Below are 3,354 nucleotides of genomic sequence, written 5' to 3'. Positions count from 1 at the left end.
GCTCATTGCATCCTCACGGATCTTGGCTTTATTACTCATTAAAATAAACACCTCTTAGGAAGATTTTACCATAAACGTAATTGTTTATCAAAGCGGCAGCTGTAATGGATATCAGACGGGCTAGATATATCATGGCTGCATTATGAATGTAACTAAAAAAAGGTGACTGAAGACCCAGCCACCAGTTTTTTACGAAACCTCAGCAAATCAAATCCAAAGGATGCAGATGAGCTTTAGATTTCGTTGTAGGGGCTGATGAAAGCCCCTGTGCGTTCATCTTGCTTATTACATTTTCTCTTTTCCAATCGATGGCCAGCCGGTTCCAAGGTCGGTATAGCCGAACCAATTGGCATCCTCATCCCAATGGAACTGATAACGCCGACAGTTGTTGCCCTTCTCAAAAGCCAATACCAGCTCCCCGTCCTTCAGTACCACGATGTACGGATATGCTCCCGGTTCATGGGCATAATTCTGGCTGTCAATGTAGGACACCATCTTCTGTGCATTTGGTGAATAACCAAAGAGGCAGGCCCGCTCAATTGATTGAAGCACATAAAACTGCTCGCTCGTGCTGGTGTTCTTGACGGCCCGGAAGGTATAGCCGAAGTCTACCTTTGGAAAATGCTCATCAATAACCTTCGTGTCGTTCAGCCATGCCATAAAATGCAACCGCTTATCACTGCTCGAATTCCACAGCTTACGAATCTGAAATTTCAGTGGCCCGTAGGGTGTGGTGAAGGTGTCGGTCAGAGCCTGGTTATCCTTCATATTCTCGGTAAAATTTTTCTCCTCATAGGTCATCTGATAAGACTCGGCATAGCACACCGTGGCGAAAACCATAATCAGCAGACCCACCATGACAGTCATACATTTTCTCATACTTCTACCTCCTCGTAAAACAAAACTTCTATGCCTGTCTATTTCGCTAAACACCTCCCAAATTCCTGCATAAAAATTTTGTATACAACAAACTAACACGCCTTATCGGCGCCATAATAAACGAAAACGATGCCGTACTGTAAAAGGAAATAAAACGCTCAAAACCACAATAATTCAATGTGCAAAATCTGCCAAGAGATGTTTGTCCGCCGTCCCATGGATGAACATAATCGGAACCTTGATGCCGGGAACCGACTTTATGGGGGCAGCGTCTGACACTTTCACCCCGGTTTTGATGCCACTTACAATGTCTACGCATGTCATAATGGGGAATTCCGGCAGGCCAAAGATAACGTCCAGTTGATTTGTAAACATATCGTAGGCGCTGGTATAGCCGCAGTCTTCAACGGCTGCCACTACATTTTGCGGATGTTTGGCCGTAGTCATCACCACCGTGGCTGCACCCATGGAAATCCCATGCAGGACAATCTGCGCATTTTCATCATTCTGGACAATCTCTTTTGCCCAAAGGACGATATCATCGCTCTCCTTTACCCCCATAGTGAGATATTTCCCTTCACTTAATCCGGCAGCACGCCCTGCTTTTTTCACCAAGTTGCAGCTGTTCAAGTTTAGCGATTATTTACTTACATAACTGCGCGTTTCCTCAGGAATCTCTTCCCATTTGACTTCATTCACCGGGATTCCCCTGGAAAGTCCCCAAGCCGCTGCAATGCCTGCGGCTTCGCCCATGCTCATGCAGGTAGGCTGGATACGGAAGGAAGCCTGGGCAGCGAAGCTGCCACTGGCGCAGCGTCCCACCACAAGCAGATTGGAAATCTCGTTGGTCACCAAGGCACGGTATGGGATTTCGTAGTACTGTCCTCTTTTCAGCTTTCGAGAGAAATCCGCATTCACATCATGAATGTCTATAGGGTACGCCGTACGGCAGACAGCATCCGGAAAATGATGCGCCTTTAGATAATCCTCGGCCTCCATATAGTATTTACCGCGAATCCGCCATGATTCCCGAACTCCCACCATGCTTGCTTCACGGCTGATATAGGCCTTCTCAAAGCCAGGAATGTTCTTTATGAAGAATCCTGCCAAACGGCGCATCATCTTCCGACCAAAGGTCACAGCTCTGCTGTATGAGACGGTATCCGTGGCACTGAAGCTCAGTCCCGGCATCTCCGGACAGTTCATGGACATTACGGTGGGCTTGCCGGTAATCGTGAAAGCTTGGATGAACACCACATCATCCTCGGTGAGTTCTCCACTAGTCACACCGGCCCGGAAGAATTTCTCGGTCGATTTCATTTTATCAAATTCAACAAAAGGCGTTCTCCCCTCTTTCAAGGCATCCTTCAGGAGTCTGTCAGAAAGTTTGTCTTTCCAGGCATCTTTCAACTCATCTCTGAAGAAATGATAGACCTTGACCACATCGATACCGCCCATTTCAAAGCGCAGGCTCATGGGCTGGTTGTGTCCGGTCTTTTCTGAACCTTTTTCCACGGGAATACCCGCAAACCTTGAAAGCAGTGCGTCTCCCGTGCCATCGATGAAGGTCCTTGCCTGTATCTTTGCCAGTCCTTCTATGGTCTGGACAACACAGGAGACAATCCTTCCCCCATCGGTCACCGCCCCTGCCAGGGATGCATTGTAAAGAACATTAACCCCTGCCTCCTCACACATTTCATCGTAGACAAAGGAAAGATATTCCGGCACATATTGTCCCCTGCCACCGCCAAAATAGGTATCGGTATCTATGCCAAGAGTTAGCGGTGACCCCTGTTTTTCCATGCGTTTGTTCAAATCCGTTATGTATGGGGTATCACTGCCATCGGCAAAAGTGGGCATGCAGGGAAAAACACAGCCTAAGGTGGCCAGTCCACCCAGGGAAATGCCACGCTCCACAAGAACAACCTTCGCGCCGTTTCGTGCGGCACTGACAGCAGCCGCAGTGCCTGCCGGACCGCCGCCAACCACGCAGACATCCACATCAAAGAGTACGGGAAGCTCCGCATTATCGAAATCCATCGTAGATATCGTTGGCGAAGCAGCCTCTGCTTTTGCGGCATCCCCCTTGACTCCCAGGACAGCCCCGGCCGCTGCCAACCCCATCAGTTTCATAAAACTGCGTCTGGACATCGGGATTGCAAATGAGTTATCCATAATACACTACCTCCAGTTCAATGTACGTAGTTCATAGCATTAAAAATTCCTAATACATAAGCCTTGCCATCTACATATTCTCCCCACACCCCCTCGTTGGAAGAAAACACAACAACAAAAATTCATTGATTCGTTGATAAAAGGCTACCCTGTTGGTACGCTTCTTTTCTACGAGAAATACGAAAACAATCAATGGAATTATATTCTTGTAGACGGGCTTCAACGTGGTAATTGTATACGACATTACAATTGTCAGCAAAAACAAAAACGAGCGTTTTCCTGTCATTTTTGGCATATTCA

At 47.5% G+C, this 3,354-nt stretch carries 4 protein-coding genes; 1 reads left to right on the top strand and 3 read right to left on the bottom strand.

All coding sequences use genetic code 11. The features are described 5' to 3' along the window. Window positions 1-285: 285 nt before the first annotated feature. From Q0Y54_RS12380 to Q0Y54_RS12370, 3 genes are all read right to left on the bottom strand, one after another. The gene (locus tag Q0Y54_RS12380) at window positions 286-879 is read right to left on the bottom strand and encodes a hypothetical protein (RefSeq protein ID WP_297968560.1); all 594 of its coding nucleotides are present in this window, start codon (window positions 877-879) and stop codon (window positions 286-288) included. A 174-nt stretch (window positions 880-1,053) separates the two neighbouring features. Continuing rightward, a complete protein-coding gene (locus Q0Y54_RS12375; RefSeq protein WP_297968561.1) occupies window positions 1,054-1,491 on the bottom strand; it encodes an alpha/beta hydrolase in 438 nt (145 codons plus the stop codon). A 27-nt stretch (window positions 1,492-1,518) separates the two neighbouring features. After that, entirely contained in the window at window positions 1,519-3,054 is a 1,536-nt protein-coding gene (locus tag Q0Y54_RS12370; protein ID WP_297968557.1) for an FAD-dependent oxidoreductase, read from the bottom strand. Between the two features lie 52 nt (window positions 3,055-3,106). Between Q0Y54_RS12370 and Q0Y54_RS12685 the strand changes: the two genes are divergently transcribed. After that, window positions 3,107-3,354: DUF262 domain-containing protein (locus tag Q0Y54_RS12685; protein ID WP_366072795.1), on the top strand; the 248-nt coding region annotated here is incomplete at its 3' end.

It is taken from the genome of uncultured Anaerovibrio sp. (assembly GCF_947302755.1).
In the GTDB taxonomy this organism is placed as follows: domain Bacteria; phylum Bacillota; class Negativicutes; order Selenomonadales; family Selenomonadaceae; genus Anaerovibrio.
Note: the sequence above shows the minus strand (reverse complement) of the source record. Positions and strands in the feature narration are given on the sequence as shown.

What these genes read in the sequence shown, in the direction of transcription:
- Q0Y54_RS12380 (WP_297968560.1), bottom strand. Translation starts at nt 879, where the DNA reads ATGAGAAAATGTATGACTGTCATGGTGGGTCTGCTGATTATGGTTTTC.
- Q0Y54_RS12370 (WP_297968557.1), bottom strand. Translation starts at nt 3,054, where the DNA reads ATGGATAACTCATTTGCAATCCCGATGTCCAGACGCAGTTTTATGAAA.